This window comes from Pacificimonas flava (assembly GCF_000342165.1).
Lineage (GTDB): Bacteria > Pseudomonadota > Alphaproteobacteria > Sphingomonadales > Sphingomonadaceae > Pacificimonas > Pacificimonas flava.
Window position 1 is genome coordinate 391,189 of sequence record NZ_AMRV01000003.1, and the last position, 26,226, is coordinate 417,414.

A 26,226-nucleotide genomic window follows, 5' to 3' on the forward strand; every position below is an offset into this window, starting at 1 on the left:
CCGCGAAGATCCCACCATGTTGAGACAGCGGAGTTTCGAATGCCCCCGAAGATGAAACCGTGGATTGCCGAGATCGCCCCCTATGTGCCGGGCCGGTCCGGCGAAAGCGGCACGCGCACGGTCAAGCTGTCCTCGAACGAGAACCCCCTTGGCCCCAGCCCGGCCGCCATCGAAGCGATGAAGACAGCCAGCGAAGGGGCGCACCGGTATCCGGACGCCGCCAGCCACCGGCTGCGGGACGCCATCGCGGCTGCGCACGGGCTGGAGGCGGATCGGATCGTCTGCGGAACGGGCTCCGACGAGCTTCTGCAACTGCTTGCGCTCGCCTATGCGGGGCCGGGCGACGAAGTTCTCTACGTCCGGCGCGGGTTCATGGTGTATCCGATCGCCGCGCGGCGGGCGGGTGCGGTGCCCGTGGCAGCCCCCGATACCGACTATACCGCCGACGTCGATGCGCTGCTCGCGGCGGTGACGGAAAAGACCCGGCTCGTCTACCTCGCCAATCCGAACAATCCGACGGGCACGGTCATCGGAAGAGAGGAGGTCGAGCGTCTGCATGCCGGCCTGCGCGAGGACGTGGTCCTCGTTCTCGACGCGGCCTATGCGGAATATATCGATGAGGACAGTTACGAGGATGGCATCTCGCTGGCCCGCAAGCATGCGAACGTCGTCACCACGCGCACCTTCTCGAAGATCTACGGCCTGGCCGCTGCCCGCGTGGGCTGGGCCTACGGCCATCCCGAGATCATCGACGCGCTGAACCGCATTCGCGGACCCTTCAACGTCACCAGCGAGGGGCAGGCTGCGGCAATCGCCGCGCTGGCGGAGCAGGGCTGGGTACGGCATTGCCGCGAGGAAAACGCCCGGCTGCGCAGCCGCCTGACAGATGCGGTGGAAGCGCTAGGCAATCATGGGCTGCGGCCGGTGCCCTCCGCCGCGAATTTCGTGCTGGTCACCTTTCCCGAGGACGGCCCGCTGACAGCGGAACATGCGAACCGCTATCTGACCGAACGCGGCATTCTGACCCGCTGGCTGCCGAACCAGGACCTGGCGCACGCGCTGCGGATCACCGTCGGCACCGAGGAGGAGACGGAGGAGGTCATCGCCGCTCTGCAGGCCTTCACGGGTGCCGCTGGCTGATGCTGCCCTTCGCACGCCTGACGATCATCGGCACCGGCCTGATCGGATCCTCGCTGGCACGCGCGGTTCGCGCCAAGATGCCGGGCGTGACGCTGACCGGCCACGACCTCGATCCCGATGTCAGGGCCCGTGCGCAGGCCCTGCAGCTGTTTGACGATATCGCGGACAGTGCCGGCGCGGCGGTAACGGATGCCGATCTTGTCATTCTGGCGGTGCCGCCCCTTGCCATGAGTGCCGTCGCGGACAGCCTGGCGGGCGACCTTCCGCCGGATGCCGTCATCAGCGACGTCGGCTCGGTCAAGACGAGCGTACGCGATGCGCTGATGGCCGCTCTACCCGGACCGCAGAGGATCGTCCCCGCCCATCCCGTGGCGGGCACGGAGAATTCCGGGCCCGAGGCCGGCTTTGCGGAGTTGTTCGACGGGCGCTGGTGCATATTGACGCCCCCCGACGTGGCCGACCCCGTCAATGTCGAGCGCCTGGCGGAATTCTGGCGGCGCCTCGGCAGCGAGATCGAGATCATGACCGCCGAACATCACGACATGGTGCTGGCCGTCACGAGCCACCTGCCGCACCTGATCGCCTATACCATCGTCGGAACCGCCTCGGACGTCGAGGATGTGACGCGCAGCGAGGTGATTAAATATTCCGCCGGCGGCTTTCGCGATTTCACCCGCATCGCCGCGTCCGATCCGACCATGTGGCGCGATGTCTTCCTGGCCAACAAGGATGCCGTGCTGGCCATGCTGCAGCGTTTCACGGAGGATCTGACCGCGCTTCAGCGGGCCATTCGCTGGGATGACGGCGACACGCTGCACCGACATTTTTCAGCGACGCGCGACACACGGCGGCGCGTCATCGACGCAGGTCAGGACACGGCGGCTCCTGACTTCGGACGAGGCCCCCGCTCGGCGTAGGCCGCTCGCGCAGGGCCGGCGCGGACAGGGTTCCGGTCAGCGCGAATTCGGCCGGCCGGCGGCGGCGATACTCCGCGCCGGGATGCGGACCGCCGCCCAGCAGCCACTGCGCCGTTTCGGGGCAGTCCGTCGTCAGCGTGCCCGCCAGGGCCATCTCCCCGCCCGGCAGCGGGGCAAGAGTGGCATCGACGCCGGCGAAGGCTTCGCCGTCCGCGCCGGAGAGGGTGCCGCCCTCGATCTCGACCGTGCCGCCGCTGCGCCATGCCGGCAGGCTGGTCAGCGGCGCGTCGGCGTTAATGCGGATGGGCAGCGACAGCGCGACGACGGCGTCGCCGTCGAAATGCGCGGTTCCGGCCAGCCGCGCCTCCGCCTGGCCCGGCGGGGTCGGCCCTGCTGCCGCGGTCGCGTTCGGCGTCTCCCGAAAATGCAACTCCGCCCCCTCGACGCGCAAAGGGCCGCTCCACCGCGGCGATGTGAGGCTGGCGGTCTGGGCAATCATGGAGAGGCGCGCGATCTGCCCGGCAGAGACGCGGAGGCTACCCGCGGCGCGCGGCGCGGTGACGGCCAGCATGTCGGGAACCAGACCGGGGGCGCTGACATCCGCCTGAATATCGGTGAACGTCCCGACGAACAGCGAGCCGTTCAGCGGGCCACGGTCGATCTCCGTCCGCCCCGCATTCAGCGCGAGTGCGAGTGCCCCCCCGCCCCGGTTCAACGATGCGGCGGGCAGGTTGGCAGCGATGCGGTAGGGAAAGCCGCTCATCTGCGGCCGTGTGCCAAGCTGGGCCTCCACCGCAGAGGCAGCGGCATCCGCCTCTGCGCGCCAATAGCCATAATAGGCGGCAAGCGCGATCAGCAGGGGCGCGAGGACGAACAGGAAGGGACGCACGGCTTTCAGGGTCACGGCGCCGTTGTCCCTGCCGTTTGCCCGTTGATGGCTGCGTGCAGCCGGGCCTCGAACTCATCCCGCGGCAGGCCGGCGGGGATGACGGGCATAACCTTCAGCCGGACCGTCCCGGGCCGTTTCAGACCCTTGCGCGGCCACACATGTGCACTGTTCAGCGACACCGGGACCACCGGCAGTTTCAGAAGACGGTAAAGGCCGGCAACGCCCGGTCGCAGCGGCGGCGCCTGATGGGCCTCCGCGCGCGATCCCTCCGGAAATATGACGATCTCCCGATCCTCCTCCACAGCGCGGGCGGCGGCATTCAGCATGCTGCGCATGGCGGACGATTTCGCCTCCCGGTCCACGAAGATCGAGCCATGCCGGGTGACGACCCAGCCCCACACGGGAATGCGTGACAGTTCGCGCTTCATGACGACGGCGGCGCTGGGAAAGATCGCCGGCAGCAGCATCGCTTCGTAAAAGGATTCGTGTTTCGGCGCGACGATGACGCCCCCGCCGGAGGGCAGGGTCCCGTCCACCTGCAAGCGGATGCCGAGGAAGACCCGCGTGCAGATCTGCACGTAGCGAGACCAGATATGCGCCCCGGCCCGCGCCTGACGCGGCGATATGAGCGCCATGACGGCGACGCCAAGAACGAGTACGATGCTGCCGAGATAGAAGGCCAGCTGGAACAGGATATTGCGGAGGAGGATCACGCGGCGCCGCCTACAGCGCTTTGCCCCAGCCTGGCCAGCAGCTTTGAATATTCCAGTGCATAGGACAGGGTGTTTCCCGTCGGCGGCACGGCATCCGCGACCAGTTCGACACTCTCCGGCAGGCGCAGGCGAATTTCGACGAGAGCGCGGCGCATATGATCGGCGGCTGTGACAACGCGCAGGCTGTCATAGCCGCGCTGGCCGGCCCAATTGGCAATCTCCGCCCCGTTACCCCGCGTATCCTCGGCAAACTTGCCGAGGTCGATGCAGCAGGCGAACACACGCTCGTCGATGCGGAGCTCCGCGGCGAGATCCTCCGGCCTTACTTCCCGCGCGACGCCCGACACGAGCAACCGGTCGGCGCCGCGATGGGCCAGCACCTCGACGCCCCGCGCCAGGCGTCCGGGCCCGCCGGTCAGCACGACGATGCCGTCGGTGTGAATATCGGTGCTCGCCGCCCCCGGCATGGCCAGCAGAAACCACACGAACCCCGCCAGCCAAAGAAGCGGCAGCAGCAGAAGCAGCTTGGCAAGCGTGCGGATCATAGCGAATGCCTGAGTGCCCGCTCCACCGTGAGGCGGCTTGTGTAGAGCGCGAGGGCCACCGCCCCGACGGGAACGAGCAGCAGGGCTGCCCAGCCCCACAGGGGTAAATAGCTGGCGGAGACGAGGCCGCTGCCGATATTGGCGAGCAGGCGGCCGACCAGAAGGATGACGGCCACGGCCAGGAGGAACCCGGTGGTCGCCCCGATCAGTGCCGTTCTGGCCAGCCGGTACTGGAAAAGGGCAGCAACGCTGCTGTCCTCCGCCCCCATCAGGTGCAGAACGGCGATGGATTCGTGGTGGCGGCTCAGGCCCGCGCGCGTTCCCAGCACGACGATGGCGGCGGTCGCGGCGGCCAGCAGCACCGCGGCCAGAAGCGCGATCCCCGCCAGCACGGCGGCAAGGGTCCCGATGGGGGCGAACCAGCGCGCATGATCGTCGATGACCGCGCCGGGGGACAGCGCGCGCACCCGCCGTTCCAGCCGGTCTAGGTCCGCGCCGCGATCCAGCCGCGCATCGATCATCGCCGGCATGGGTAGCGTATCGCCAAGGTCCGCGCCGCCGAGCCAGGGTTCGAGCAACCGGTTCAATTCGGCCTCAGCCAGAACGCGAACGCCGGAAACCTGCCCGTCCGAGCGTAGCATGGCGGCAACGGCATCGCGCTGGCGCGGCAGAAGATCGGGGTTCGGCTCCACGATCTGCACCGTGATCTCGCCGCGAAAATCACGCCCCAGCGCGCCGACGCCGCTGCCAAGCCCGATGCCCGCCGCAACGCCGAGGGTCGCAAGAAAAACCATTAGCGCCACGATCCACGGCAGCGCCGTGCGCGCCGCCCGTTCGCGCGGAAGGTAGCGATAGCGCTCGGCCCGCGGCTGCAGGAACGAATTCATCGCGCAGCGCCGGCCGCGCGCGTTTCGGGCGGGGCGGGCGGGTTGCGCAAGGCACCGACTGGATCGGCGATCTCTCCCCGGTCCAGCTTCATGATCGTCGCCGCCGGAACCTTGGGCAACAATTGCAGGGCGTGCGTCGCAACAACCACGGTCGTGCCCAGCCGGTTCAGTTCATGGAACAGGTGCAAAAGCCGGCCGGCCATCTCCGGATCGACATTGCCGGTCGGCTCGTCCGCCAGCAGCAGGTCGGGCCGGGCGATGACGGCGCGTGCGATGGCGAGTCGCTGCTGCTCCCCCCCGGACAGCGTGCGCGGCCGGGCATCGCGGCGACGGGCAAGCCCCACCCAGTCCAGCAGCTCCTCGACATGCGCGGCGACCTCCGCTTCCGCAACGCCGCCGATACGCAGCGGCAGCGCGACATTGTCGAACGCCGACAGATGATCGAGCAGCCGGAAATCTTGGAACACGACACCGATCCGCCGGCGCAGGGCGGGTAGTTTCGTGCGCGGCGCCGCGCCGATATTCTCACCGAACAGGGTGAAGCGGCCGCGGGTCGGGCGCCGGTCGAGGTAAAGCAGCTTCAAAAGCGAAGTCTTGCCAGCCCCCGACGGCCCGACCAGAAACAGAAACGCGCCGGGATCGAGGCGAAAGCTGATATCGCGCAGCACCTCCGCATCGGTGCCATAGCGAAGCCCGACATTCTCGAAACGCGCCAGCGGTTCCATCAGTGCGGCTTTCGAAGCCCCGTTGGAACCGGCAGGCCCTTTTCGGCCAGCCAGTCGGGATTCCACAATGTAGAAAGATAGCGGAAGCCGCTGTCGCAGAGGATCGTCACAATGACGGAGCCTTTGCCGAGCCGCTCGGCCAGGCGTTCGGCACCGACCGCGTTGATGCCGGAAGAGAGGCCGAGACACAGACCCTGGCCGGTATTGAGTTCCTGCACCGCCAGCGCGGCCTCCTCATCGGAAACGCGAAACTGCGTGTCGATGGGCGCGCCCTCCAGATTGCCGGTGATGCGGCCCTGGCCGATCCCCTCAGCAACGGACGACCCCTCCGCCTTCAACTCGCCGCAGGCATAATAATTGTAGAGCGCCGCGCCGAACGGATCGGTGAGGGCGATGATCACGTCCCCGGAACGCTGTTTCAGGCCGATGCCCGTGCCGGCGATGGTTCCACCGGTACCGGCCGCGCAGGTGAACCCGTCGATGCGGCCATCGAGCGCGTCCCATATCTCCGCCGCCGTTCCGTCGATATGCGCCTGCCGGTTCGCCTGATTGTCGAACTGATCGGCCCACATCGCATTGTCCATCTCCTCGGCAATGCGGCGGCTGCGATGAACGAAATGTTCGGGGTCCGCATATTTCGTCGGCGGCACCAGCACCAGGTCCGCACCGAGTGCGCGAAGGGTCTGCATCTTCTCCGCCGACTGATTGTTCGGCATGACGATGACGGTGCGGTAGCCCTTCGCATTCGCGACGGTAGCGATGCCGATTCCCGTATTGCCCGCAGTGCCCTCCACGACCGTTCCGCCGGGCCGCAGGCGTCCGTCCCGCTCCGCCGCCTCGATCATCCACAGCGCCGCCCGGTCCTTGACGGAGCCGCCCGGATTTTCGAATTCGCACTTGCCGTAGATGTCGCAGCCGGTGCGTTCCGACGCGGCCGTCAGGCGTACGAGCCGCGTGCCGCCGATCAGGCCGAGAGTTCCCGGCTGCGGGGGGCGAGAGGGTGCCGTCATTCCATCGGCTCTTAGGGTTTGCCCCATCGGCTGGCAATCGCGGGGTCATGCGCCGCACCCTGCACATATCGGTGAGATTTCATCGATCGCCTACCGTACAGCCGCTTGTGCGACCGGTCGTCCTCGCCCTATCAGACGGCATGTTCCGGAGACTGCTTCTCGCCCTCTGCCTGCTGCCCATCGCGGCGTGCGAGGAGGGCGCCATCTCCGCCGCCGACGAGAGCATCCGTATGACGTTCGTCGCGGACGAGGGGCTGCACGATCCCGCGTTCGAGGGGCGCGTGTCCTACACCGTCTCCGCCGCGCATCTGGGCCTGACCGCGCGGGCGGCGGACGGACGCATCGTACCGGGGCTGGCGACCAGTTGGCGTGTCCTTGACGAGGGGCACAGCTATGTCTTCAAGCTGCGGGAGGCCTATTGGCCGGACGGGCGGCGGATCACCTCCGGGGACGTCGTGGCTGTGCTGCGCCGGCAATTGTCGCCCGGCAGCGTCTCCCCGCTGAAGCCTTATCTGATGGACATAGAGGGTGCGATTGCCGTGGCCGGCAACCGGGCGCCGCCGCGCATGCTGGGCGTGGCGGACCCGTTGCCCGACGTCGTCACCATCACCCTGTCGCAGGAGAACCCCAACCTTCTGGCACTGCTGGCGGAGCCGTCACTGGCCATATTGCGATCGCGCGACGATCCCCCGCCGCCGTCCGGCGCGTACCGGATCGAACGCGAAGACGGGGCGCCGCGCGCGCTTCTTCCAAACCTTTCCTGGTACGGCGCCGACGAGGAAACGCCGCTGACGCCCATCTGGCTGACCGATGCCTTGCCGGCGGACGATGCCATCGAAAGCTATATGAAGGGCGACACCGACATCGTCATCGGCGGCGATACGGCAGGGCTCCGCCGCGTCCAGGCCCCCGATCTGGCACCGTCCCTTCGCATGGAGCGAACATACGGATTCTACGGTTATCTCGCGCGGACGGGGGCTGGTCCCCTGGCCGATCCGAAGGTTCGCCGCGCACTCAGCATGGCCATCGACCGAGAGGCTATCATCAACGACCTGTTCGCTCTGCCGGATTTGCAGGCCGCCTATGGCCCGCTGCCGCCGACGCTGCCGCCCGCCTATGCCGGCGCCGTGCCGGACTGGTCGGTCTGGACGCAGGAGGCCCGCATGGGAGAGGCGCGGCGTCTGCTGGCGGAGGCCGGCATCGCCCCCGACAAATCCATTTCGCTCGACGTCGCGCTTCCGCAAGGGGGCGAGACCCATACAGAGGTGCTGAACGCGATTGCCGAGCGCTGGGCGCCGCTCGGCATCACCCTGCGTGGATACACGCGCCGTCCGGACGATCATAGAAAGGCCATTGCCGACGGCGATTTCGATCTGGCACTGATCGAGCGGATCGCCCCCATGCCGCTTGCCCGGTATTTCCTACGGCCGTTTCGCTGCGACGTGCGCCTCGGCGGCTTCTGCAGTCCGGAGGCGGACGGCCTGATGCGGCAGGCGGACGCCAGTACGGATCGCGGGACGCGCATCGACATGACGCGCCGCGCCGCCCGCATCATTGCAGAGGAGGCACCGATATTGCCGGTTTTCTCCCCGGTCCGTTGGGCGCTGGTCCGACCCGGCATCGGCGGTTGGGAGGACAATATTTCCGGCGCGCACCCTCCGCGCTTTCTGACCCGGGGGTCTTAAGACGACGGCGTCCCATGCCTAAATGACAAGGCAGGATCGCGATTTGCCAGCATCAAGGAGTTTTCATGTCCAGCACCGCAACATCCCGGGACCCGGTCGTCATTGTCGCTGCCAAGCGGACCCCCATGGGCGGTTTCCAGGGCGAACTGTCCGGGGCGAGCGCCAGCCAGCTCGGCAGCGCCGCCATCGCCGCCGCCATGCAGCAGGCTGGACTGTCTGGCGAGGACGTCGAGCAGGGCGTGATGGGCTGCGTGCTGCCCGCCGGCCAGGGCCAGGCGCCGGCGCGGCAGGCGCTTCTTGGCGCCGGTTTGCCGCAGGGCGTCGGTGCGGCGACCGTCAACAAGATGTGCGGCAGCGGTATGAAGGCGGTGATGGACGCGCACGACATGATCGCGGCAGGCTCGGCGGACATCATGGTGGCGGGCGGTATGGAGTCGATGACGAACGCGCCCTACCTGCTGCCAAAGGCGCGCGGCGGCTTTCGCATGGGGCATGGCGAGGTGAAGGATTCGATGTTCCTCGACGGGCTCGAGGATGCCTATGAGCCGGGACGCCTGATGGGCACCTTCGCGGAGGACTGCGCGCAACATTATCAGTTCACCCGCGAAGCGCAGGACGCCTATGCGATCCGCTCGCTGGAACGCGCCCAGGCCGCCATCGAAACGGGACGGTTCAAGGACGAGGTTGCCTCCGTCACGGTTTCGGGCCGCGGCGGCGACACGGTGGTCGATACCGACGAGCAGCCGGGCAAGGCGCGGATGGACAAGATCCCGCAGCTGAAGCCGGCCTTTCGCAAGGACGGCACGGTGACGGCGGCGAACGCCTCCTCCATTTCGGACGGCGCCGCCGCGCTGATCCTGATGCGCGAAAGCGAGGCGGAACGGCGCGGCCTCTCCCCGATCGCGCGCATCCTTGGCCACGCGACTCACGCGCAGGCGCCCGCATGGTTCACCACCGCACCCATCGAGGCATCGCGCAAGGTCCTGGAGCGGACGGGCTGGACGGCGGAGGAGGTCGACCTGTGGGAGGTAAACGAAGCCTTTGCCGTCGTCGCCATGGCCGCAATCCGTGACCTTGGCCTGGATGAGGACCGCGTCAACGTCAACGGCGGCGCCTGCGCGCTCGGTCATCCGATCGGCGCGTCCGGCGCGCGCATCCTGGTGACGCTGCTGCACGCGCTGAAGGAACGCGGCGCGCGCAAGGGTCTGGCAACCCTTTGCATCGGCGGCGGGGAGGCGACCGCCATGACCGTGGAAATGATGAACAGCGCGTCCTGATCCGGTGAAGCAACCCCCTCCCCGCCTGCCGATGACAGGAGTCCTGATGTCCGCCCGTCGAACCGCTGCATGGGCCCTCGCCGCAGCCTTGACCCTTCTTTCCCTGCCGACCTCGGCCGCGCAGCCGGTTGCCGGGGACTGGATCACCGAGGACGGCAAGGCGGTGGTTCGCATCGCGGATTGCGGGGCATCGCTGTGCGGCCGCGTTGTCGAGTTCCTCGTGCCGCCGCCCAGCGGGCCGGACCAGCGCGACATCCACAATCCCGATACGGCCAAACGCCACCGAAAGGTTCTCGGCCTGGCGATCCTGACCGGTTTCGAGGAGGACGGCGATGAGTGGCGGGGAGAAATCTATGACCCGAAGAAAGGCCAGACTTACCGGTCTCTGCTGGAGCGGTCCGCGCCGGACCGGTTGCAGGTAAAGGGCTGCGTCGGCCCGTTCTGCCAGACCCAGATCTGGCGCCGCGCCGACTGATTCCCACCGCCCGCTGCCGGAACCGGTCGCTAGGCCCGCCGTTGATCTTGGTGAAAATCAAGCTGAGCGAAGGATAGGCCGACATGGACATTTGGGCGCAAATCGAATCGGATCATGAGGAACTGAAGGGTCTTGGCAAGGATGTGCTGAAATCCATGGACGGCGAGGGTCCGGCCAGCCGCGACAACCAGTTCGACCTGTTCGACACAAAGCTTCGCCGCCACCTTGCCGCCGTCGAGGACGTCATCTTTCCGCCGCTGGAAAAGCAGCAGGCCACATCCGCCACCGTTCATGAGATCGAGCAGCATCACAAGTCGATGCGCCGCGACCTGTCCTGGCTGGACCGCCCGGGCAAGAATGAGAAGGACTGGACGCAAAGCTTCGAGGTGGTTCTGGAGCAGCTCGACCGGCTGTGCAGCCGCCATGAAACGCTGATCTCCCAGGCGAAACCGATGATCGCGGAGAAGGACGGCCTCAGCTTGGGCGACCGGTATACGCGCGCCAAGCTGAAACGGATTCCGGGCAGCTGGGACTGGAACAAGATCGGCATCGGTGCCGGAACCGCACTCGGCATCGCTGCGGTCGGCGCCGCGGCGGTGGCAGGGGCCAAACGCTATCAGCGGGGCCGGGACGGACACAGCGGCGACGCCGACGATTTCGAACTTCGCCTGCAGACCGATGAAACCGTGCGGCTCATCTCTTCGGAGAAGGTGGAAGGCACGAAGGTGGTCGACCGCAGCGGCGAGGAGATCGGCAAGGTCGTCAGCTTCATGGTCGACAAATATACCGGCCGCGTCGCCTACGCCGTTCTGCAGTTCGGCGGCGTCATGGGGCTCGGCGCGCATTACTATCCGCTGCCCTGGCCGGTCCTCGATTATGAAACGAAGCATGACGGCTATGTGCTGAACCTCGAAAAGGCGGATCTGAAGAATGCGCCCTCCTTCAAGAAGGACGAGACACCGGACTTCGACGATGCCGGGTATCGCCGCGATATCCTGGTCTTCTACCGGCCATCCTGAGCCTCAACGAGACGTGACGAACGGGCGGCGCTGTTCGCGGATGCCGCCCATCTTCTTCTATTGGAGACTGCGATGCCCCCTCAGGTCCGTCCCATTCCCAGTTTCTGGGTGATCGCAGTCCTGCTGCTCGTGTGGGAGGGGATCGGCGCCGCCGTCTATCTGAATCAGGCCGACAACGGGATGCTGTCGGACGTCCCCACGTTCGTAGCCGCACTGTTCGGCATCAGCGTCTGGAGCGGCGTTGCGGCGGCGGTGCTTCTGCTCCTGCGCCGTCGCTGGTCGGCTCCGCTGTTCCTGCTGTCCGTCATCGCCGCCACGATCCAGTTCGCGCATATTCTTTTCGGACGCGCGGCCTGGCAGGTCGTCACGATCGGCGGTGTCGTCATCGCCATCGGCATCTTCGCAACCTGGTATGCCGTTCGCGCCCAGCGTCGCGGTTGGCTGTATTGACCGCCTGGGCGCCGCACGGAACTCTCAGCTGATGCGGTCGAGCTTCTCCTTCAGGGCCGCCAGTTCCGCCTTCAGCTCGCGAATATCGTCGCCGCGCTCCGGTTCGACGGGCTGATTCTCCGACGCTGCACCCGGCGTTTTGCCCGCCCCCGGAAAGGCCGCTTCGAACATCTTCATGTTCTGCTTCGCAATGGCGCCGAACGGATTGCCGCCCATCATCGATTTCGCGAACTCCTCCTGGTTCTTGCGGAACGCCGCCATCGAGGCTTCCAGATAGGACGGCACCATTGCCTGCATCTGATTGCCGTACATGGAGATGATTTCCCGCAGGAAGCTGGTGGGCAGCATGGTCTGACCGCCATGTTCCTCGTCCATGATGATCTGCGTCAGGACTGTGCGGGTGATGTCATCGCCGGACTTCGCATCCACGACCTTGAAGTCCTGCCCCTCCCGAACCATCGTGGCCAGATGGTCGAGCGTGATGTAACTCGACGTGCCGGTGTTGTAGAGGCGCCGGTTGGCGTATTTCTTGATGATGATCGGCGTGTTGTCGCCCTCTTCACCGGAACCGCTTTCGCTTTTGGATTTTCTTGCCATGTCCGCTCCTCCCCCAGGCGACTCCGACGCACCAGGCGCCGGTCATGCTGCATCCGCGAAACGCCTAGCACGCGGGGATGCTGCGCAGCAATATGCGCTGCCGGCGCGCGGACCGCACCCGCTGCCCCTGTTTCTGGAGCTGGTCCGGCAGGCGGCGGGGAACGACCGGGGCCGCCGGCAGCGCATCCTCGCGGCGGTCGCGCGCTACCAGGCCGCACCGCCGGCATCCGCGCCGTCTCCACCCCCGCGACTTGTCGCCGCCGCCGGGTCGGCGCGCCTCCTGTCCTTTGCCGATGCCGGGCCGCCGCTGCTGCTGGTCCCCTCGCTGATAAATCCGCCCGATATCCTGGACCTGGACAGGAATCGTTCGCTTGCGCGCTGGCTTGCGGGCCGAGGATATGCCGTTCACATGATCGACTGGGGCCGGCCGCGTGCGGAGGAGCTTCATTTCGATCTTGGCGATTACGTCACGCAGCGTCTCGAGCCGCTCGCGCGCCACCTCGAACGGCCGGTGCTTGCCGGTTACTGCCTGGGCGGCACGCTTGCCATGGCAGCGACGGTGCGGGGCAAAGCGGGCGGCCTCGTCACGCTGGCGACGCCGTGGCGGTTCGGCGGCTATCCCGACGAGCGCCGCAAGGAGGTGCGAGACTATTGGGCGCAGGCGCGCCGCGTGGCCGAAGGCCTGTCGGCTGTTCCCATGTCGCTGGTGCAACCGGCCTTCTGGGCGCTCGACCCGCAATTGCCGCCGCGCAAGTTTGAACGCTACGCCGTCATGGCGGACGGGAGCGAGGAGGCCCGCCGCTTCGAGCGTATGGAGGACTGGGCCTCGAGCGGCGCGCCGATTGCGCTTCCGGCCATGGAGGAAGCCGTGACCGGTCTGTTCGCAGAGGACAGGACAGGCGCGGGCGAATGGCGCGTCGGGGGCACGCGCATCCGCCCGCAAGACATCTCCGTTCCGTGGATCGACATCGCCGCGACCGGCGACCGGCTCGTCCCGGCGACCGCCGCGCCGCCAGCGCCGGACGCGCGCCAGGCCCGGGCGGGCCATGTCGGCATGATCGCCGGCAGCCGCGCGCGCCACGAGGTCTGGGAACCCATGGCCGCGTGGCTCGCAAGTCTTTAAGGCGGGCAGCAAGGCCCCGATATGGCAATCCAGCGAATCCCCGAACGGAAGGACCCGATCATGAGCTCCACGACCGAAGTCGTCATTACCGCCGCCAAGCGCACGCCCGTCGGCAGCTTCCTCGGCAGCTTCGCCAACGTGCCCGCCCACGAACTGGGCCGTACGGCGATTGTCGCTGCGATGCAGGAGGCGGGTATCGCGGGCGAGGATGTCAGCGAGGTCATCCTGGGCCAGGTGCTGACTGCGGCGCAGGGTCAGAACCCCGCGCGCCAGGCCTCCATCGCCGCCGGAATCGACGAGGCGGTTCCGGCCTACGGGGTCAATCAGGTGTGCGGGTCCGGACTGCGCGCCGTTGCCATCGCCAGCCAGCAGATCGCGCTCGGCGATGCGGAGATCATGATCGCGGGCGGACAGGAGAACATGTCGCTCGCGCCGCATGCCCAGCAATTGCGGCAGGGGCAGAAGATGGGCGATCTCGCGCTCGTCGATACCATGATCCGGGATGGCCTGTGGGATGCCTTCAACGGCTATCATATGGGCCAGACGGCTGAGAATCTTGCCGAGCGCTATCAGATCACCCGGGATATGCAGGACGTGTTCGCGGCCGGCAGCCAGAACAAGGCGGAGGCCGCGCGCCGCGACGGGCGTTTCAAGGACGAGATCGCACCTGTCACGGTCAAAGGCCGCAAGGGTGAGACCATCGTCGACGCCGACGAGTTCATTCGCGAGGGCGTGACGGCCGAGGGGCTGTCCGGCCTGCGTCCAGCCTTTACGAAAGACGGGTCGGTCACGGCCGCAAACGCCAGCGGCCTCAACGACGGCGCTGCGGCGCTGGTGCTGATGAGCGCCGAGGAGGCGGAGCGGCGCGGCGCGCCGGTGCTTGGCCGCATCGCCAGCTGGGCAAGCTGCGGCGTCGATCCGGCCTATATGGGCATCGGCCCCGTGCCGGCGTCGAAAAAGGCGCTGGCGAAGGCCGGCTGGTCGCTGGACGACCTCGACCTGATCGAGGCGAACGAGGCTTTTGCCGCCCAGTCGCTCTCCGTCGGTAAGGAACTCGGCTGGGACACGGACCGGGTGAACGTCAATGGCGGCGCCATCGCCATCGGCCATCCTATCGGCGCCTCCGGTGCGCGCATTCTGGTGACGCTGCTGCACGAGATGAAGAAGCGCGATGCGAGGAAAGGACTCGCCACGCTTTGCATCGGCGGCGGCATGGGCATCGCGGTCACCATCGAGCGCTGAGGACCCCGGGGGCAAAGGCCCATGGATCTCGCCGAGCAGCTTCGCACCTTTTACGCGGGACGCGATGGACGGCGGGACGCGCGCATCGTTGCCGGGATCGTTGCCCCGACGGTGCGGCGAGAGGCGAACACGCGCTTCCTGGCGATGGGATACCCACGGCCGCTCCTTGCCGGGCTGAGCCCCGACAAGTTCGAGAGGGCGGTCATGCTGTCCTCGTGCGGCGTGCCGCAGCGCCATTGGCCTCGGCGCGGCGCCAATTGCGCCGTTGCAGGCTATGCCGACGACCTGCCCTTCTCCGGCGCCATGTTCGATCAGGTGCTGATGGTTCACGCGCTGGAGCATGGCGACCCGCGCGCCATTCTGCATGAGGCCGAACGCGTGCTGGCGCCGGCCGGCGACCTGATCCTGATCGTGCCCAACCGCGCCGGCCTGTGGACGCATTTCGAAACCACACCCTTCGGCCTGGGCCGCCCCTTCGGCCGCGGCGAACTGCGCCGTCTGTTGTGGGACGGCGGCTTCGAACCGATCAGTTGGAAGACGGCGCTTGTCGCGCCGCCGGTCGCGGGTCTGCGTTGGATGGACGGCCTGCTTGGCAGGGCCGTGCCGCGACTGGGCGGCATTCACTTCGTCCTGGCACGAAAGAGCGGCGGTCCGGCCGCAGCCAGGGTCAGGTCTGCAAGCGAGCGCGCGCGACGACCCGGCTTAGTGCCTGCTGCTCCGGTCGCCGCGCGCGCCATGCCTTCACGCCGTCCACGAGACTTGCGCCAGCGATAAGCACCGTCAGCAAACAGGCCGAGAACAAGAGCCACCCGAAAAGGCCTGGATAGGTTTCGAGGTACAGCAATCCGCGCTCCGCCCCTCCCAAGGCTAGCGCGTAGATTACCACCCCCGCCTCAAAACCCGTCTTCAGGACGAACAGATTGGCCAAGCGATCCAACATGATGACGATGAAGCAACTCCCGTGCCATCAGCAGCTTTCCAAGGGCTTACCGGGGTAACGCGTAGACGGATGTAAAGTTTTCCGGCAGTCCGGAGGGCGGCCATCGGTATTGGCGAAAAAGTGCCTAACGGCCTGGAATGACGGTTCCGTGCATTTCGACCCAGCCTTCCAGCGCGGCGCGGATATTGCGCCCTGCGGCCATCCAGCCCTGCATCGCCTCCGTCAGATCGGCGAGGTCGAGCGTCCGGATCATCGCCTTGACCGGTCCGATACCGGCTGGCGTGATCGAAAGCCGGCGATAGCCGAGCGCGAGTAGCGCCATGGCGGCAGCGGGCCGTCCGCCCATCTCGCCGCAGACCGTGACAGGCACGTTCGCCTCGTCGGCGGCATCGACGACCCGTTTCAGGAATCGCAGCACGCTGAGGCTGAGCCAATCGTAACGCTCCGCCAGCTTCGGATGCGACCGGTCGGAAGCAAACAGGAACTGCACCAGATCGTTCGTGCCGATGGACAGGAAATCGACCATCGGCAGAAGCGTGTCGAGCACTTCGGCCAGCGCCGGCACCTCCAGCATGGCGCCGTAATTAACCTGCGCGGGCACGTCCGCGCCGCGGTCGATCAGATGTCTGCGCTGATCCTCCACGATTTGCCTCGCGGCTTCGAACTCCCAAGGTTCGGACACCATGGGGAACATGACGTTCAGCGTCTTTCCGGCGGCTGCATCGAGAAGCGCGCGGGCCTGCACCTTCATCAGCCCTTCTCGCCCAAGCGCGAGCCGGAGGGCGCGATATCCCATGGCGGGATTCTCCTCGCGCCGCTGTTCGGACACGTAGGGCACGGCCTTGTCGCCGCCAATGTCGACCGTGCGGAAGGTAACGGGGCGTTCACCCGCCGCCGCCAGCACGGCCTCGTAAAGACGCGTCTGCCGTTCGCGGCGCGGGAGGGTGGCGCTGACCAGGAACTGGAATTCCGTGCGGAACAGACCGATCCCGTCCGCGCCCGTGGCCTCAAGGTGCGGCAGATCGCTGCGCAGGCCGGCGTTCATGAACAGGCTGATCCGCTGGCCATCCACCGTCTCGGCCGGTTTCCCGACCAGCTTCGCATATTCCGCCTGCAGCCGCGCGCGCGCTGCGATCTGCTCCGTGAACTGCTCGGTGACCGCTTCGGCGGGCCGCACGAACAGCGTATGGCGCGCACCGTCGAGGAGCAGCGTATCTCCCTCGGCGATCTGTGCGCGGATGTTCTTGACCTGCCCCAGAACCGGCACGCCCATTGCGCGCGCGATGATAATGACGTGCGAGGTTGCGGACCCTTCCTCCAGCACCACGCCCTTCAGATAGCGGCGATCATATTCCAGAAGCTCCGCAGGCCCGAGGTTGCGGGCCAGCAGGATCGTGTCGCGGCGGATGCCCATTTCCGCGGCCGTCCCGATCTGACCGGAAACGAGTCGCAGCAGCCGGTTGGAAAGATCGTCGAGATCGCTGAGACGCTCCGCGAAGATGGCGTCCCTGGCCCCGCGCAGGCGCGCGCGCGTCTTCATCTGCACGCGCTCGATTGCCGCCTCCGCCGTCAGGCCGCTGTCGATCGCCTCCGTAATGCGGCGAATCCAGCCCTCGTCATAGGCGAACATCTTGTAGGTCTCGAGGATGTCGTCATGGTCGCCCGGCGCTGCGAACTCGGCCTTGCCGAGCATGGCGTCGATCTGCCTGCGCATCTGGTCGAAGGCGGCGACGACACGCTCCTTCTCGACCTCCACGTCTTCCGCAACCGTATGCTCGACCACCACGCGCGGCTGATGGAAGACAGCGCGGCCGCGTGCTACCCCGTCGACGAGCGCCATGCCGTCGAGGCGCAGGGGCCCCTCATGCGCCCGGACGGAACCGAGTGCGCTCTTGTCGATGAGGCCGGCGGCGGAAATGAGCTCCGAAAGGACCATGGCGACCGTCTGCAGCGCCTCGATCTCGATATCCTCATACTGACGCGGGTCGGCATGCTGTACGCACAAGACGCCGACGGACGCCTCCTGCCGGATGATGGGAACGCCGGCAAAGCTGTGGAAGATTTCCTCTCCCGTCTCCGGCTTATAGGCGAAATCCGGGTGCGCCTTCGCCTCTGCCAGGTTCAGCGGTTCGCGGTGCTCGGCGATCTGGCCGACAAGACCCTCACCGACGGCGAGGCGGGTCACATGAACCGCGCTCTGGTTGAGGCCGTGCGTCGCGAACAGTTCCAGAACGCCGTCGCGCAGAAGATAGATGGAACAAACCTCGGATGTCAGCGACTTTGCGATGATATCCACGACACGGTTGAGCTTCGCCTGCGCAGTGCTGCGTGAGGCCATGACGTCGTGCAGGCGGCGCAGAATGTCCCGCGCCGCCGCGCCGGCGGAAACTCTCGCGGGGGCGTTCATGGCTGCGCCCTACCAGAAACACCGCGCGCGCGCCAAGTCACTCGCGATGGCTTTTATGCGCGCGGCCGAAAGGCCCGGCTGGGCTAACGTACCGTATACGAAATAAAAAGCGTTGGCGGCGGCCGCTCCCCCTTGTCGCCGCCGCCGTTACGCCCAGCGGGTCAGAAGCCGACCCGCGCCGTCAGTCCGTAATATCGCGGCGGAGAGGGATAGACGGCAAAGGTGCCTGTCTGCTCCGGCACTGCGAAGCTTGCGATATTGTAATAGGTGTTCGTCAGGTTCTCCACGAACGCCTCCAGCCGGTAGCGCCCGTCGGTCGTGTTGATGCCGATCCGTGCGTTGACGATGCCATACCCCTTGTTGTCGGTTATCCCGAAGGCGGAGGTTGCCGTGCTGGTCTCGACCTCACTCTGAAAGCGGCCGTCGACGTGGAACAGCATGTCGAGGTCGGCCGTCAGCGGCGGCGTCCAGGTGATCGAGCCGGTGAGCGCGTGACGCGGAATGTTCACCAGCTGCGTCCCCTCCTGCCCCGCAAGCGGCGTTGCCGAGAGGTCGAGATCCTTGTCGAAGCTGGCATCGGTCAGCGCATAGCCGAACGCCATGTTGAGATCGCGCACGGGGCGAATGTTGGCATCCAACTCCACCCCCTTCGAAACCGTCTTCGGCACATTTTCAACGGCGAAGCTGGTGCCGGTGAAGACGAGCTGCTGATAGTCGGTGAAATCCTGATAGAAGGCCGCGCCGTTCAGCGAGAATTCGGGGCTGATCGATGCCTTGAAGCCGACCTCGTACGCATCGACGGTCTCTGCGCCGAACTGCAGATCCTCGATCTGCGCGCCATCACCGCCCAGAAGCGCCGTGTCGAACCCGGCGCGGTCCAGATTGTAACCGCCGGCCTTATAGCCGCGGTCGTAGCTGCCGTAGAGCAGCAGGTCGCCGTTCAGATTGTAGGCGAGCTTCGCGGTGCCGGTGAACTCATCGTCGCTGAAACCGCCATCATAATCGCCGTTGAACTCGCTGTTCACTGTCGGGTTACAGCCGAGGAGCAGCGCCGCCCCGCCCGTCGCCTGCGTCAGCGTCTGGGTGTAGGCGGCGTTCGCCGGGTTCAGGAAGAAATCGCAGGTGGGGTTGGTGGCGAGGAGATTGGCGCTGATGTCCTTTTCCTCATGGTTCCAGCGCAGGCCGAGCGTCAGCGACAGCGAATCCGTGATGTCGAAGACGTTGTGCGTGAACAGCGCGATGGCGTTCGTATCGACGGTATAATTGTCGCCCTGCTGGCCCGACCCTTCTCCGCCGACGGGAATCGGGTTCACGAGCGAGGCGAGGAGGGCCGGATTCGCCGCCGCCGCGGCAGCAAGCTGCGGGTTGAACAGCGGGCTGCCCGGCGCGATCAGCAACTGACCGAACTCCGGCACGGCGGCGCCGTACGTGTCGAACAGTTCGAAGCCACGACTTGCGAAAATCGTGTCGGTAAACGCCGCCGCCTGGCTGCCGAGGCGAACCGTATCGGTCAGCGTCAGCTCCTCGTTCAGGTAGAAACCGCCGACGAGCCAGTCCAGACGGTCGTCCAACGCCGTCCCCTGCAGACGCACCTCCTGCGTGAAATCCTTCAGGCCCGTGCTGTAATTGTCGCGATAGGCACGGTCGGCGCCGGAAAAGTCGATATCCTGATCGCGCAGCGCGTCCCAGTCGCGGTAGGCGGTGATGGAGGTCAGCGTGGCGAAATCGAAGTCATAATTGACCTCGGCCGAGACGCCCCAATCCTCGACCCGTTCGGTCAGATCGCGGTTCGGGCTGGCCGCCGCGACACGGTCGGAGGGGCTGTCCGGCGTCACGATCCCGTCGAGGCCGAGCGCCCCACCAAGCGCGTCGAGGACAGGCGCAACCTGCCCCGGCGCGACGTTGACGGCGTAGCAGCACTCCTCGTCCGTCTTGTAATAATCGCCGATGATGCGCACGGTCAGGCGGTCGGCATTGTCGACCAGAGCCTGCGCGCGCACGCCGTAGCGGTCGATGGTGTTGAACTCGCGGTCCGTGTTGACGTCGCGGATATAGCCGTCCCGCTCCCGGTAGACGCCGTCGACCCGCAGGGCAATGACGTCGTTGACGCCGCCGGTCGCCATGCCGCGCAGTTCCAGCTGCCCCTGATTGCCATATTCCACCTGCGCGAAGCCGCCGAGGTCGAATTCCGGCAGTTCCGTGACGATGTTGAGAGCGCCGGCCGAAGTATTGCGGCCGAACAGGGTTCCTTGCGGCCCGCGCAGCACCTCAACCCGTTCGACGGGCGGCAGCTCGCTGATGGCGACGCCGGCGCGGGCGCGGTAGACACCGTCGATGAAGACGCCGACCGCCGGCTCGAAACCCGGATTGTCGCCGCCCGTGCCGATGCCGCGAATGGAAAGAGAGGTGCCGGTCGCGCTCGACTGGCCCGTGCCGGTGCGAAGGCTGGGGCTGACCTGCTGAAGCGCGCGAACGTCGTCGACGCCGGCATTTTCGATCAGATCGCCGGCGACGACGTTCACCGAAATGGGCACGTCCTGAATGGTTTCCGCGCGCCGCGTGGCGGTGATGACGATGGCGTTGCCGCTGGCATCCTCGATGCGCGGCGCGGGTGCGGACGGTTCGGCCGCCTCCTGGACCGTCTGAGCGAAGGCCGGTGCGGCGAGAACGCAAGCGGCGGCGCCAAGCAGGTAAATGCTCTTCATTTCGAATTCCCCCTCAATTCTTATAGGATTCTTCGTCGGCGACCAGGACGGCGCCTCCCCACGGATTTCCGCTGATCCTCTAGCGTGATCAATTGGATGGAGGCTGTAGCCGAGCGCGTGCGCGCCCGCTAGTGGGCGACACATCGCCCATGGCGCAGCGTGTTCGCCGCGCAACACCTGACAGATTGGGGAGTCGCAGCCGCCGCAAGGCCGGCAAAATGATCGCGGGTCAGCCCGCCTTGCGCGTCAGCGCCGCTTCCGCCTCGTCCACCAGCTCAGCGACGATCTCCGATACCGGAGCCTCGCGCTTGACCATGCCGACCGACTGCCCGGCCATGACGCTGCCGGTTTCGACGTCCCCATCGATGACGGCACGGCGCAGGGCGCCTGCCCAATAATGTTCGATCTGCAACTGCGCCTCCGCCATCTCCACCTTTTCCTCGTCGAGAAGGCGGGCGACGTCGCGCTGCTTGGCGGCGAATTCCTCGGACGCGCGGTTCTTCAGCGCGCGCACGGGAATGACGGGCAGGCGGCTGTCGAGCTGGACGCTGGTGACGGCATCGCGGGCGGAGGCGCGAATGAACGCCCTCTTGAAATTCTCGTGCGCGATACATTCCTCGGCAACGACGAACCGCGTGCCGAGCTGCACGCCGGCCGCGCCCATCTCCAGAAAGGCGGCGATGGCAGAGCCCCGGCCGATGCCGCCGGCCACAAAGATCGGCACCTCCGCACCGAGTTCGGGCACGATTTCCTGCGCCAGAACGGCGGTCGAGACGGGGCCGATATGGCCGCCCGCTTCCATCCCCTCGACGACGAGCGCATCGACGCCGGAGCGCACCAGCTTCTTCGCAAGGCTGAGCGCGGGCGCGAAGCAGATCAGCTTTGCCGGCGTGCCGGTCTCCGAGCCTTTGATGGCGTCGATCGAGCCCTTTGGCGGCAGGCCGCCGGCCAGCGCGATATGGCTGACGCCGGCACGGCCGCACACCTCGATCAGGTCGAACAGCTGCGGGTGCATGGTGATGAGGTTGACGCCGAAGGGCTTGTGGGTGCGCTTCGCGGTCTCCTCGATCTCCCGCGCCAGCATGTCCGGGTCCATGGCGCCGCACGCGATCATGCCGAACCCGCCCGCATTCGAGATGGCGGAGACGAGATTGCGTTCCGACACCCAGGACATGGCGCCGCCCATGATCGCATAGTCGGTGCCGAGAAACGCGCGGCCGCGCTGCATCAGCGCCTGCAGACGGGGGTGCCTCACGCCGCTTCCTCCTCGGCCGCGTCGAGGCCATAGGCGGAGTGGAGAACGCGCACGGCAAGCTCGGTATATTCCTCGGCGATCAGGACGCTGATCTTGATTTCGGAGGTGGTGATCGATTCGATGTTGATGCCCCGCTCTCCCAGCGCCCGGAACATGGTCGCCGCGACGCCCGTATGGCTGCGCATGCCGACGCCGACGACGGAAAGCTTGCAGACCTTGTCGTTGTAGCTGAGGTCCTCATAGCCGATCGCATCCCGCGCCGCCTTCAGCAGTTCCATGACGCGCGGGATTTCCGTGCGCGCGACCGTGAAGGTGACGTCGGTGCGCCCGTCAGGATCGGCGATGTTCTGGATGATCATGTCGACATTGACCTCATGCTCGGCCAGCGGCGCAAAGATTGCGGCCACCGAACCGGGCTTGTCCTGCACCTTGGTCAGCGTCACTTCCGCTTCGCCGCGATTATAGGCGATCCCGGTAATCAGCTGGTCTTCCACGATCTCATCCTCATCAACAATGTCCGTGCCCGGCACGTCGCGGAACGACGACAGCACGCGCAGCTTCACCTTCTGCTTCATCGCAAGCTCGACGGAGCGGGTCTGCAGCACCTTCGCGCCCACCGACGCCAGTTCCAGCATCTCCTCGAACGTGATGCGGTCGAGCTTTCGCGCACGCGGCACGATACGCGGGTCGGTCGTATAGACCCCGTCCACATCGGTATAGATGTCGCAGCGATCCGCCTTCAGCGCCGCCGCGACTGCGACCGCCGAGGTGTCGGACCCGCCGCGCCCCAGCGTCGTGACGCGGCCGCTTTCGGCCAGGCCCTGAAAGCCAGGCACGACGGCAACGACGCCGTCCGCCATCGCGCCCAGCATCTTGTCGCCATCGAGACCGCGAATGCGGGCGGCAGAGTGCGAGTTGGAGGTGTGCATCGGCATCTGCCAGCCGAGCCAGGACCGCGCCTCCACACCCATTGACTGCAGGACGATGGCGAGGAGCCCCGCCGTCACCTGTTCGCCGGAAGACACGACCACGTCATATTCCTGCGGGTCGTGCAGCGGCGCCGCCTCCCGGCAGAAGCTGACCAGACGGTCGGTCTCGCCGGCCATGGCGCTGACCACGACGGCGACTTCGTTGCCGGCGTCCACCTCTCGCTTCACGCGCTGCGCGGCCGCGCGAATGCGTTCCAGCCCGGCCATGGAGGTGCCGCCGAATTTCATGACGATGCGTGCCATGGCAGCGCGCCTTACGGGCCCGGCGGCGGCGGCGCAACGCCCGTGCTGCCGGAAACCGGCTGCTTGTCACGATCATGCGCGTCCGGGCCGACTTGAGCCGCGACGATTTCTCGGGCTGTTGCCAGATCGACACGTTCGACCTCCGCGCCCGCGGGAAAAGCCTGCGTCAACCGGGTCGGCACGGCCGCTCCAAGGAGCACGAAGACGCCGCGGTCGCTGGCGCGTCTGACGAGGCGGCCGAACGCCTGCGCCAGCTTGCCGCCAGTGATCAGGTCGTCATAGGCCTTGCCGCCGAACGCCGCGCGCCGCGCCGCGTGCAGCACCGTCGGCCGCGCCCACGGCACCCCCTCCATCACGACGAGGCGCAGCGAATCGCCCGGCACGTCGACGCCGTCGCGCAGCGCATCGGTGCCGAGCAGGCTGGCGCGTGGATCGGCGCGAAACATGTCGACCAGCGTACCGGCATCGATGGGATCGACATGCTGGGCGTAAAGCGGCAGCCGCGCCTCCGCCAGCGGCCCATGGATGCGCGCGAACACCGCCTTCAGCCGGGCAATGGCGGTGAACAGGCCGAGCGTGCCGCCGCCCGCCGCCTCGATCAGGCTGCGATAGGCGCCGGCAAGCTGCGCGGCGTCGCCGCGCTTCACGTCGGTGACCACCAGGATCTTCGTGTTGGCCGCGTAGTCGAAGGGGCTGTCCACCTGAAAGCGCCGCGCCGGCAGCGGCAGGTGATTGGCGCCCGTGCGCATTTCCGAAACCCGCCAGTCGGCATCCGGCTCCGCCGCCTCGTCCGCGATCCGGCCGCGCAGCGTGGCGGAGGTGACGACCACACCATGGGCGGGCGACAGCACCGCCTCCGCCAGCGGTTTCGTCGGGTCCAGCCAGTGGCGCAGGATGCCCATATCATATTCACGGCCCTCGACACGCGACAGCATCAGCCAGTCGACGAAATCCGGGTGCGGCGGACCGCCGACGCGCGCGAGCAGATGGCCCCAGCCGGTCAACATGCTCATGCGCCAGTCCATGCCGCCAAGCGCGCCCTCCACCCGCGCACGGGCCGGCGCGTCCAGCCAGTCGGGCGGCGCCTCCATCAGTTTCGTCAGGCGCGCGGCGAGCCGGCGCAGCGGCACGGCCATGTCCTCTATGGCGGACTGCGCGCGCGCCGCCGCCTCGACAAGCGCCGCCGGCGGCTCCGCGATCTCGGTTTCGAGACCGTATCCCGCCTCGTTCGGCTTCGCCCGCGCAAGGACGGTCGCGCGCACCTCCGCCAGCAGCGCCTCGATCGGGCCGTGGGGGGCGCCGTCGACCACGCGCTTCAACCAGCCGTCCGAGGGCAGGGCGCGGGCGCGCTCCACCGCCTCGTCGAGAAGGAGAGCGCCCTCCTCCTCGAACGCCACCAGGTCACCGAGACGCGCCGTCAGGCCCCGGCGGCGGCCCTTGGTCTTCTTTTCCGGGCCGATAATCCAGCGGCGCATCTCAATCGCCTCCGCGCCGGTCAGGTCCAGCGAGAACGTCGTGTCGGCGGCGTCGAACAGGTGATGCCCCTCGTCGAACACGAGCCGCGTCAGGCCGCGCCCCTCCGCCTTGCCGCGCGCCGCGTTCACCATCACGAGCGCGTGGTTCGCGATGACAAGGTCTGCCTCCTGACTGGCGCGCGCGGCACGCTCGATGAAGCAGCGGCGGTAGTGCGGGCAGGCGGCATAGACGCACTCGCCGCGCCGGTCGGTCAGCGCCGCCTGCGCGGTGCGGCCGAACAGGCCCGTCAGCCAGCCGGGCAGGTCGCCGCCGATCATGTCGCCGCCGGCCGAATAGCGTGCCCAGCGCTCGACGAGGCGGGCATAGATCGCGGCGCGCCCGCCGAAGCTGCCCTGCACCGCATCTTCCAGGTTGAGGAGGCAAAGATAATTTTCCCGGCCCTTGCGCACGACGGCGCGGCGCTTCCGCTCCTCAGGATCGGGATAGAGGCGCGCCGTTTCCGCATCCAGCTGCCGTTGCAGGGCCTTGGTATAGGTGGACAGCCAGACCGTGCCGCCGGCCTCGGCCGCCCAGGCACTGGCCGGGGCGAGATAACCGAGTGTCTTGCCGATGCCCGTCCCCGCCTCCGCCAGCACGACATTGGGCGCGTTTTCGACGCTGCGCGGATCGAAGGCGTGGGTGACCGCGCGGGCATAAGCGCGCTGCCCTTCACGCGTTTCCGCGCCGGCCCCGAGCAGCCCGGTCAGCCGCTCCTCGACCGCATCCTGTTCCAGACGCACCGTCTTCGTCTTTGCGAGCGGCGGCGCATCCTCCCACTTCGGCAGACTGGTGAAGATCGATCGCTCCGTGCCCGCGGGGGGGCCGCCCATCGCTGCGAGAACAGGCGCCGCCCACGGCCAGCGCGCGCGCGACAGCGCCTGAGCAATAGACCAGGCGCCGGCGCGCTCCGCCCAGGGCGCCGTGCGCGCCGTTCCGCCGTCCTTTTCCCCGTCGTCAGGGGCCATGCGTGCCAGCAAGGTGCCGGCGATCTGACGCAGCGCATCGGCCTCCGCGGCGCCGCCGATGGGCAAGTCCAAGTCGCAGACCGCAGCCAGGCCGGCGACGGTGGGAACCGCAAAACGCGCGGGATGCACGAACGCGAACAGTTCCAGGAGGTCGAGGCCGCCAAGCTCCGGATAACCAAGCTTCGCGGCGACCAGCGGCACATTCACCATGATCGTCGGCGTCGAGGCCAGCAGCCGGATCGCCTCCGCCCGTTCGATGCGCCGGGGCTCGCCCTGCGCCTCCGCCAGCCACAACCCGTCCAGCGACGCGGCGAGCGCCGGGTGCGGCAGGAGGAACGGAACCGGAACAGCCATCGCCGCCCCTTTGACGGCAATGCGCCCTCCGCCGCAAGGCCTGCGACGCATCGGCACGGCATGAACCTTTTCTGCGTCTAGGATTTATGAAGCGGGCGCGTTAGCCATGGCGCAAGACTGCTGGCGGCAACACACTCCTCTAGGGTGCGGGAACCGTGG

Annotated in this window: 22 protein-coding genes; 10 read left to right on the forward strand and 12 right to left on the reverse strand. The window is 67.3% G+C overall.

The features are described from left to right. The first annotated feature begins 39 nt into the window (after window positions 1-39). Window positions 40-1,140, forward strand: coding sequence for a histidinol-phosphate transaminase (hisC, locus tag C725_RS06885; RefSeq protein ID WP_008601312.1), 1,101 nt, complete (start codon window positions 40-42; stop codon window positions 1,138-1,140). Then, a complete protein-coding gene (locus tag C725_RS06890; protein WP_008601313.1) occupies window positions 1,140-2,057 on the forward strand; it encodes a prephenate/arogenate dehydrogenase family protein in 918 nt (305 codons plus the stop codon). Before hisC ends, C725_RS06890 begins: the two co-directional genes overlap by 1 nt. Here the strand turns inward: C725_RS06890 and C725_RS06895 are convergent. From C725_RS06895 to C725_RS06920, 6 genes are read right to left on the reverse strand one after another with little or no spacing between them, the layout of a single operon-like run. Then, the gene (locus C725_RS06895) at window positions 1,996-2,961 is read right to left on the reverse strand and encodes a hypothetical protein (RefSeq protein WP_038282038.1); all 966 of its coding nucleotides are present in this window, start codon (window positions 2,959-2,961) and stop codon (window positions 1,996-1,998) included. The two genes, C725_RS06890 and C725_RS06895, sit on opposite strands and share 62 nt — an antisense overlap. Further along, window positions 2,958-3,659: a lysophospholipid acyltransferase family protein gene (locus tag C725_RS06900; RefSeq protein ID WP_008601315.1), complete on the reverse strand. Its 702-nt coding sequence runs from the start codon at window positions 3,657-3,659 to the stop codon at window positions 2,958-2,960. The genes C725_RS06895 and C725_RS06900 overlap by 4 nt, the downstream gene beginning before the upstream one ends. Then, on the reverse strand, window positions 3,656-4,204 hold the full coding sequence (locus tag C725_RS06905) for a YdcF family protein (RefSeq protein ID WP_008601318.1): 549 nt from the start codon (window positions 4,202-4,204) through the stop codon (window positions 3,656-3,658). Before C725_RS06905 ends, C725_RS06900 begins: the two co-directional genes overlap by 4 nt. Beyond that, entirely contained in the window at window positions 4,201-5,091 is an 891-nt protein-coding gene (locus tag C725_RS06910) for a cell division protein FtsX (RefSeq protein ID WP_008601320.1), read from the reverse strand. The genes C725_RS06905 and C725_RS06910 overlap by 4 nt, the downstream gene beginning before the upstream one ends. Then, window positions 5,088-5,816, reverse strand: coding sequence for a cell division ATP-binding protein FtsE (ftsE, locus tag C725_RS06915; protein ID WP_008601324.1), 729 nt, complete (start codon window positions 5,814-5,816; stop codon window positions 5,088-5,090). Before ftsE ends, C725_RS06910 begins: the two co-directional genes overlap by 4 nt. Further along, complete coding sequence (locus C725_RS06920; protein ID WP_008601325.1) at window positions 5,816-6,826, reverse strand: cysteine synthase A; 1,011 nt, start codon at window positions 6,824-6,826, stop codon at window positions 5,816-5,818. Before C725_RS06920 ends, ftsE begins: the two co-directional genes overlap by 1 nt. 140 nt (window positions 6,827-6,966) lie before the next feature. On the opposite strand from C725_RS06920, the gene C725_RS06925 reads away from it, so the two are divergent. From C725_RS06925 to C725_RS06945, 5 genes are all read left to right on the forward strand, one after another. Further along, on the forward strand, window positions 6,967-8,511 hold the full coding sequence (locus tag C725_RS06925) for an ABC transporter substrate-binding protein (protein WP_008601327.1): 1,545 nt from the start codon (window positions 6,967-6,969) through the stop codon (window positions 8,509-8,511). Window positions 8,512-8,576: 65 nt separating this feature from the next. After that, window positions 8,577-9,788 (forward strand): acetyl-CoA C-acyltransferase, encoded by a 1,212-nt coding sequence (locus C725_RS06930; protein WP_038282040.1) that lies wholly within the window; start codon window positions 8,577-8,579, stop codon window positions 9,786-9,788. Window positions 9,789-9,834: 46 nt separating this feature from the next. Beyond that, window positions 9,835-10,263, forward strand: coding sequence for a DUF2147 domain-containing protein (locus tag C725_RS06935; RefSeq protein ID WP_008601331.1), 429 nt, complete (start codon window positions 9,835-9,837; stop codon window positions 10,261-10,263). 83 nt (window positions 10,264-10,346) lie between these two features. Continuing rightward, a complete protein-coding gene (locus C725_RS16670; RefSeq protein ID WP_008601332.1) occupies window positions 10,347-11,282 on the forward strand; it encodes a PRC-barrel domain-containing protein in 936 nt (311 codons plus the stop codon). A gap of 72 nt (window positions 11,283-11,354) precedes the next feature. Further along, on the forward strand, window positions 11,355-11,732 hold the full coding sequence (locus tag C725_RS06945; RefSeq protein ID WP_008601333.1) for a hypothetical protein: 378 nt from the start codon (window positions 11,355-11,357) through the stop codon (window positions 11,730-11,732). A 24-nt stretch (window positions 11,733-11,756) separates the two neighbouring features. Here the strand turns inward: C725_RS06945 and phaR are convergent, their stop codons facing one another. Then, window positions 11,757-12,329 carry a polyhydroxyalkanoate synthesis repressor PhaR gene (gene phaR, locus C725_RS06950; RefSeq protein ID WP_008601334.1) on the reverse strand — a complete coding sequence of 191 codons (573 nt, stop codon included), beginning with the start codon at window positions 12,327-12,329 and terminating at the stop codon, window positions 11,757-11,759. Between phaR and C725_RS06955 the strand changes: the two genes are divergently transcribed. The 3 genes from C725_RS06955 to C725_RS15310 are packed head-to-tail and all read left to right on the forward strand — an operon-like array spanning window position 12,328 to window position 15,468. After that, window positions 12,328-13,452 (forward strand): alpha/beta hydrolase, encoded by a 1,125-nt coding sequence (locus C725_RS06955; RefSeq protein ID WP_078056180.1) that lies wholly within the window; start codon window positions 12,328-12,330, stop codon window positions 13,450-13,452. The genes phaR and C725_RS06955 overlap by 2 nt on opposite strands. Before the next feature lie 60 nt (window positions 13,453-13,512). Next, a complete protein-coding gene (locus tag C725_RS06960; RefSeq protein WP_008601339.1) occupies window positions 13,513-14,694 on the forward strand; it encodes an acetyl-CoA C-acetyltransferase in 1,182 nt (393 codons plus the stop codon). Window positions 14,695-14,715: 21 nt separating this feature from the next. Further along, the gene (locus C725_RS15310) at window positions 14,716-15,468 is read left to right on the forward strand and encodes a class I SAM-dependent methyltransferase (RefSeq protein ID WP_008601340.1); all 753 of its coding nucleotides are present in this window, start codon (window positions 14,716-14,718) and stop codon (window positions 15,466-15,468) included. 290 nt (window positions 15,469-15,758) lie between these two features. Here C725_RS15310 and ptsP read toward each other — a convergent pair whose 3' ends face one another. From ptsP to C725_RS06990, 5 genes are all read right to left on the reverse strand, one after another. After that, window positions 15,759-18,041 (reverse strand): phosphoenolpyruvate--protein phosphotransferase, encoded by a 2,283-nt coding sequence (ptsP, locus tag C725_RS06970; RefSeq protein WP_008601342.1) that lies wholly within the window; start codon window positions 18,039-18,041, stop codon window positions 15,759-15,761. A 161-nt stretch (window positions 18,042-18,202) separates the two neighbouring features. Further along, a complete protein-coding gene (locus C725_RS06975) occupies window positions 18,203-20,746 on the reverse strand; it encodes a TonB-dependent receptor (protein WP_008601344.1) in 2,544 nt (847 codons plus the stop codon). Between the two features lie 229 nt (window positions 20,747-20,975). Continuing rightward, the gene (locus tag C725_RS06980; protein ID WP_008601346.1) at window positions 20,976-21,974 is read right to left on the reverse strand and encodes an NAD(P)H-dependent flavin oxidoreductase; all 999 of its coding nucleotides are present in this window, start codon (window positions 21,972-21,974) and stop codon (window positions 20,976-20,978) included. Window positions 21,975-21,997: 23 nt separating this feature from the next. Beyond that, entirely contained in the window at window positions 21,998-23,233 is a 1,236-nt protein-coding gene (locus C725_RS06985; protein ID WP_008601347.1) for an aspartate kinase, read from the reverse strand. A gap of 11 nt (window positions 23,234-23,244) precedes the next feature. Beyond that, window positions 23,245-26,067, reverse strand: a complete 2,823-nt coding sequence (locus C725_RS06990; RefSeq protein WP_008601350.1) for an ATP-dependent DNA helicase — start codon at window positions 26,065-26,067, stop codon at window positions 23,245-23,247. Window positions 26,068-26,226 lie beyond the last annotated feature (159 nt).

Excerpts from the sequence above, each read along its gene's own strand:
- hisC (WP_008601312.1), top strand. The coding sequence starts at position 40 with ATGCCCCCGAAGATGAAACCGTGGATTGCCGAGATCGCCCCCTATGTG.
- C725_RS06890 (WP_008601313.1), top strand. The coding sequence starts at position 1,140 with ATGCTGCCCTTCGCACGCCTGACGATCATCGGCACCGGCCTGATCGGA.
- C725_RS06905 (WP_008601318.1), bottom strand. The coding sequence starts at position 4,204 with ATGATCCGCACGCTTGCCAAGCTGCTTCTGCTGCTGCCGCTTCTTTGG.
- C725_RS06910 (WP_008601320.1), bottom strand. The coding sequence starts at position 5,091 with ATGAATTCGTTCCTGCAGCCGCGGGCCGAGCGCTATCGCTACCTTCCG.
- ftsE (WP_008601324.1), bottom strand. The coding sequence starts at position 5,816 with ATGGAACCGCTGGCGCGTTTCGAGAATGTCGGGCTTCGCTATGGCACC.
- C725_RS06920 (WP_008601325.1), bottom strand. The coding sequence starts at position 6,826 with ATGACGGCACCCTCTCGCCCCCCGCAGCCGGGAACTCTCGGCCTGATC.
- C725_RS06925 (WP_008601327.1), top strand. The coding sequence starts at position 6,967 with ATGTTCCGGAGACTGCTTCTCGCCCTCTGCCTGCTGCCCATCGCGGCG.
- C725_RS06930 (WP_038282040.1), top strand. The coding sequence starts at position 8,577 with ATGTCCAGCACCGCAACATCCCGGGACCCGGTCGTCATTGTCGCTGCC.
- C725_RS06935 (WP_008601331.1), top strand. The coding sequence starts at position 9,835 with ATGTCCGCCCGTCGAACCGCTGCATGGGCCCTCGCCGCAGCCTTGACC.
- C725_RS16670 (WP_008601332.1), top strand. The coding sequence starts at position 10,347 with ATGGACATTTGGGCGCAAATCGAATCGGATCATGAGGAACTGAAGGGT.
- C725_RS06945 (WP_008601333.1), top strand. The coding sequence starts at position 11,355 with ATGCCCCCTCAGGTCCGTCCCATTCCCAGTTTCTGGGTGATCGCAGTC.
- C725_RS06955 (WP_078056180.1), top strand. The coding sequence starts at position 12,328 with ATGTCCGCTCCTCCCCCAGGCGACTCCGACGCACCAGGCGCCGGTCAT.
- phaR (WP_008601334.1), bottom strand. The coding sequence starts at position 12,329 with ATGGCAAGAAAATCCAAAAGCGAAAGCGGTTCCGGTGAAGAGGGCGAC.
- C725_RS06960 (WP_008601339.1), top strand. The coding sequence starts at position 13,513 with ATGAGCTCCACGACCGAAGTCGTCATTACCGCCGCCAAGCGCACGCCC.
- C725_RS15310 (WP_008601340.1), top strand. The coding sequence starts at position 14,716 with ATGGATCTCGCCGAGCAGCTTCGCACCTTTTACGCGGGACGCGATGGA.
- ptsP (WP_008601342.1), bottom strand. The coding sequence starts at position 18,041 with ATGAACGCCCCCGCGAGAGTTTCCGCCGGCGCGGCGGCGCGGGACATT.
- C725_RS06975 (WP_008601344.1), bottom strand. The coding sequence starts at position 20,746 with ATGAAGAGCATTTACCTGCTTGGCGCCGCCGCTTGCGTTCTCGCCGCA.
- C725_RS06980 (WP_008601346.1), bottom strand. The coding sequence starts at position 21,974 with ATGCAGCGCGGCCGCGCGTTTCTCGGCACCGACTATGCGATCATGGGC.
- C725_RS06985 (WP_008601347.1), bottom strand. The coding sequence starts at position 23,233 with ATGGCACGCATCGTCATGAAATTCGGCGGCACCTCCATGGCCGGGCTG.
- C725_RS06990 (WP_008601350.1), bottom strand. The coding sequence starts at position 26,067 with ATGGCTGTTCCGGTTCCGTTCCTCCTGCCGCACCCGGCGCTCGCCGCG.